1 protein-coding gene is annotated in these 1,176 nt (G+C 68.7%); it reads right to left on the reverse strand.

Annotated elements, in window-relative coordinates; genetic code table 11:
- Positions 1 to 1,176 (reverse strand): condensation domain-containing protein (locus ACFQUU_RS29295; RefSeq protein ID WP_382252160.1); only part of this gene is annotated, 1,176 nt, incomplete at both ends.

The raw sequence follows: 1,176 nt of genomic DNA on the forward strand, positions 1-1,176 counted from the left end.
CGGCGTCGATGGCGCCTGCTCCAGCGCCTGCACCAGCGATGCCAGCGCCGTGTGCATGTAGCGGCACACCTGCCCGGCGTCGATCGGCGACTGTACCTGCGCGGTCAGCCCAAACCCGTCCCCCAGGTCGTCCACCGACAGCGTCAGCGGATAGTTGGTGCGCTCCTGCGCGCCCAGCACTTCCATGCCCGCCGCTTCGTGCGCGACCTCACCCGATACCGGACCGTCGTCCGGCGCCGACAGGTGCCGGTAGTTGAGCAGCGTGCCAAACAGCGGCATCGGCGCGGCCACCGCGCTGCAGCGCTGCGCCAGCGTCAGCGACGCATGTTCATGCCGCAGCAGCTGCGCCATCAGCGCATGCACGTCCCGCACGCCGTCGCCCACCCCCGTGCCATCGATGCGGATGCGCAGCGGCAGCGTGTTGATGAACATGCCCAGCGCACGGTCGGCTCCTTCGCCACCCTGCATCCGGCCAAACATCACGGTGCCGAACACCACGTCGCTGCGCCCCGAGATCTTCGCCAGCACCCGCGCCCATGCCAGGTGGCACAGGCTGGCCGTGCTCACGTTCAATGCCCGCGCCCGCTCGCGCAGGCGCCGCGCCAGCCCGGCTTCCAGCATCTGCGAGGTTTCTTCAATCCCGACCCCGTCGCCATGCACGTCGATCAGTCCGAACGGCGCGGTAGCCTCGTCGACGTCGCCCAGCATGCCGGTAAAGAATGCCTGGTGTTCTTCCCTGCTCACTCCCAGCCGTGCCTGCGCCACAAAGTTGCGGAACGGGTAGGTCGGCGGCAGCGGCTGGCCCGCCATCTGCGCGCCCACTTCGCGCTGCACGATGTCCATCGTGGTGTGGTCCACCACCAGGTGGTGGTACAGGCACAGCAGCACCCAGCGCCCGCTCTGTTCGTCATGCGCCACCAGCGCCCGGATCATCGGCGCCAGCCGCACGTCGAGCCGGTACGCACGCGCCTCGACCCGCTCGCGCAGTTGTTCACCGATATCGCCGGCAGCAGCATCGAGCACCACTTCTTCCACCGCCAGCGGTGCGCTGCGCCAGACCACCTGCAGCGGCTCGGCCAGGCCTTCCCACTGCACCGCGGTGCGCAGGATGTCATGCCGGTCGATCACTGCCTGCAGCGACTGCATGAAATGGTCGAGCAGGTCGCGACTGTCGAA

Origin of the sequence: Herbaspirillum sp. GCM10030257, from assembly GCF_042666555.1 — a bacterium.
In the GTDB taxonomy this organism is placed as follows: Bacteria; Pseudomonadota; Gammaproteobacteria; order Burkholderiales; family Burkholderiaceae_D; genus Noviherbaspirillum.